This is a genomic window from Streptomyces sparsus (assembly GCF_054776295.1).
The window spans coordinates 1-2,896 of record NZ_BAAHCA010000634.1 but is presented as its reverse complement, the minus strand read 5'-3'; the positions used below and the strand labels follow the sequence as shown (position 1 = coordinate 2,896).

Below are 2,896 nucleotides of genomic sequence, written 5' to 3'. Positions count from 1 at the left end.
GGGCCCGGGACGGCGCCGGGGCTGCCCGGGGCCGTCGGTCGTCAGCCGTCGCGGCGCCACGGTCGGGCGGCGCCACGTCCGTGCAGGCCCGGTCAGCGGCCCCAGTGCGGGGCACGTTCCTGCGGGAAGGTGCCCCGCAGCTCCTCCTTGAGCGAGCGCTGGAAGGCGGTCAGCAGGGCCTGCACCACGAGCGGCTGCATGTGCGCCGACAGCGACTTCATGTGCTCGACCTGTTCCGGGGCGGGGTCCTGCGCCCGGTAGGGCTGCCACACCTCGTCGCGGAACAGCTGGCTGAGTTCACGTGCAGCCTGCGTCGTGTGCTCCAGCAGTACCCGGCGCGCGGCCAGGATCGCCTCCAGCGAGATCGGCACGTCCAGCAGCCGGACGCCCAGGGGCAGCAGCCCCGGGTCGACGAGAAAGACCTCCGGGTCGTCGGTGGGTTCCAGCACGCTCATCGCGCGCAGCCGTTCGACGTCGCCGTCCGCCAGGTCCCGTCCGCAGCGGCGCCGCAGCTGCTCGCGGGTCACCTCGTCGGCGGTGTCGGGCATCCAGGACGCCACCAGGGCCCGGTGGATGGCCAGTTCGTGGCTGGTGAGGTCGTCGGGAAGCTGCTGCACGTACCGCTCGATGGCGGCCAGTGTCATGCCCTGGCTCTGCAACTCCTCGATCAGCGCGAGCCGTGACAGGTGCTCGGGCCCGTAGCGGCCCACCCGGCGGGGGCCGATCTGCGGGGGCGGCAGCAGTCCGCGGGTGCTGTAGAAGCGGATGGTGCGCACGGTGACGCCTGCTCTGGCGGCCAGCTCGTCCACGGTCAGGTCCGCGCTCTCCGCCTGCTGGGTCATCCGTGCCTGCCTCTCCCTCGACGCGCCCGGGCCGGCCGGGTGTTCAACAGTATTGCTGTCTCACCGGCGTGGTGAAACCTCCGGACCCGCGACGACGCACCTCGGTCGGCACCCCCAGGGGTATCGAAACCCGATGGTATCGATACCAAGTAGAATCGATACCGGACAGAATCGATACGTGCACGTATCGATCCGCTTGCGTTTCGATCGGTGGGTGGTTACGCTCACCGAGACGAATCCGTTTCGATGACCTAGTGAACCTCCGAGGCGCTGGATGAACGCACCCACAGCTGAGGGCGCCGCCCGACGCGGCAGCCGCAGCAAGTTGACGCCCGAACGCGAACGGGAGCTGTACGAGGCGGTGCTCAACCTGCTCCGGGAGGTCGGGTACGAGGCCCTCACGATGGACGCCGTCGCTGTGCGCACCAAGTCCAGCAAGGCCACGCTCTACCGCCAGTGGGGAGGCAAACCGCAACTGGTGGCGGCTGCACTGGGCGAGTGCGGTTCACCGCCCCCGCCGATGGCCGAGCTGGACTCCGGCGACCTCGCCGAGGACCTCCGGTTCGTGGCCCGCTGGGCCGCGCGGGACGCAGTCAAGGACACCGCCCTGCTGCGTGCCCTCGGGCAGGCCATGCAGGGCGACGCCGAGCTGGCCCGCATCATCCGGGAGACGCTCATCGAACCCGAACTCGTCGCGTTCCGCGCCATGCTGCTGCGTGCGGTGGAGCGCGGCGAGATGCCGGAGATCCCGGCGAGCGCCGAGTTCCTGCCGCACATGTTCTTCGGTGTGCTGCTCTCCCGGCCGGTCATCGACGCGGAGGAAGCCGACGAGGCGTACCTCCTCCGCTTCATCGACACGGTGGTCCTGCCCATGCTCGGGCTCTGACCGCCGGCGGGCGGACCGGCGCCCGCCACCTCGTCCGCACACCACCCACCCGGCGGCCACCAGGCCGCCGGGGTGATCCGTCACGCCTTCGACACCCACCCGACCGCCGTCCGTCACGCCTACCAACGGGAGTCACCCCGTGGCCAGCTTTCTCCAGACCCTGGGCCGGTTCGCCTTCCGGCGACGCGGGCTCGTCGCCCTGATATGGGTCGCCCTGCTCGCCCTCGTCGGCCTGGGCGCCGCCACCGCCGCACCCGCCCCCGGCATGTCCGTGTCGATCCCCGGCACGGAGGCCCAGCGGACCTTCGACCTGCTCGACGAGCGCTTCCCCGGCGCCCACGCCGACGGAGCCAGCGCACGTGTCGTGCTCCGCACCACCGACGGCTCACCCATCACCGAGGGCGAGTCCCAAGCCACGGTCGCCCAGACCGTCGAACGACTCGGCGAGGACCCCGAGGTCCTCCGCGTCAACGGCCCGTTCGAGTCCAAGACCGTCAGTCCGGACGGCACCACCGCCTACGCGGAGGTCGTCTACGAGGCCTCGCTCGGCGAGGTCGAGGAGGAGTCGCAGGCCGCGATCAAGTCCGCGGTGGAGTACGCCCGCGACAACGGCCTCCAGGCGGAGGCCGGCGGCAGCGCGCTGGAGACCGTGCCCGAGACCGGCACCGGTGAGGTCATCGGTGTGGTGGTGGCCGCCGTCGTCCTGATCGTCACCTTCGGCTCGCTGGTCGCCGCCGGACTTCCGCTGGTCACCGCACTGCTCGGCCTGGGCATCGGCGTGGGCGGCATCGTGGCGTTGGCCCCGGTGCTCGACTTCTCCGGAGTCACCTCCACGCTCGCGGCGATGATCGGCCTCGCGGTGGGCATCGACTACGCGCTCTTCATCGTGTCCCGCTACCGGTCCGAACGCGCCGCGGGCCACAGCGGTGAGGAGGCAGCCGGACGCGCGGTGGGAACCGCGGGCTCGGCGGTCGTCTTCGCCGGCCTGACGGTGCTCATCGCACTCGCCGGCCTCTCCGTCATCGGCGTGCCGATCCTCACCAAGATGGGTCTGGCCGCCGCCGCCACGGTGGGCATCGCCGTGCTGGTCGCCGTCTCGCTGGTGCCCGCGGTGATCGGCTTCGCCGGCGACAAGGTGCTCGGCCGGGCCGCCCGCCGGGCCGAGGCG

The 2,896-nt window shown here is 71.6% G+C and carries 3 protein-coding genes; 2 read left to right on the top strand and 1 reads right to left on the bottom strand.

Annotated elements, in window-relative coordinates:
* Positions 1–92 precede the first annotated feature (92 nt).
* On the bottom strand, positions 93–842 hold the full coding sequence (locus tag ACYVE9_RS21380; RefSeq protein ID WP_461029510.1) for a MerR family transcriptional regulator: 750 nt from the start codon (positions 840–842) through the stop codon (positions 93–95).
* Positions 843–1,116: 274 nt separating this feature from the next.
* Between ACYVE9_RS21380 and ACYVE9_RS21375 the strand changes: the two genes are divergently transcribed.
* The gene (locus ACYVE9_RS21375) at positions 1,117–1,728 is read left to right on the top strand and encodes a TetR/AcrR family transcriptional regulator (protein WP_461029509.1); all 612 of its coding nucleotides are present in this window, start codon (positions 1,117–1,119) and stop codon (positions 1,726–1,728) included.
* A gap of 139 nt (positions 1,729–1,867) precedes the next feature.
* A partial coding sequence (locus tag ACYVE9_RS21370) for an MMPL family transporter (protein WP_461029508.1) occupies positions 1,868–2,896 on the top strand: 1,029 nt, incomplete at its 3' end.

Excerpts from the sequence above, each read along its gene's own strand:
- ACYVE9_RS21380 (WP_461029510.1), bottom strand. The coding sequence starts at position 842 with ATGACCCAGCAGGCGGAGAGCGCGGACCTGACCGTGGACGAGCTGGCC.
- ACYVE9_RS21375 (WP_461029509.1), top strand. The coding sequence starts at position 1,117 with ATGAACGCACCCACAGCTGAGGGCGCCGCCCGACGCGGCAGCCGCAGC.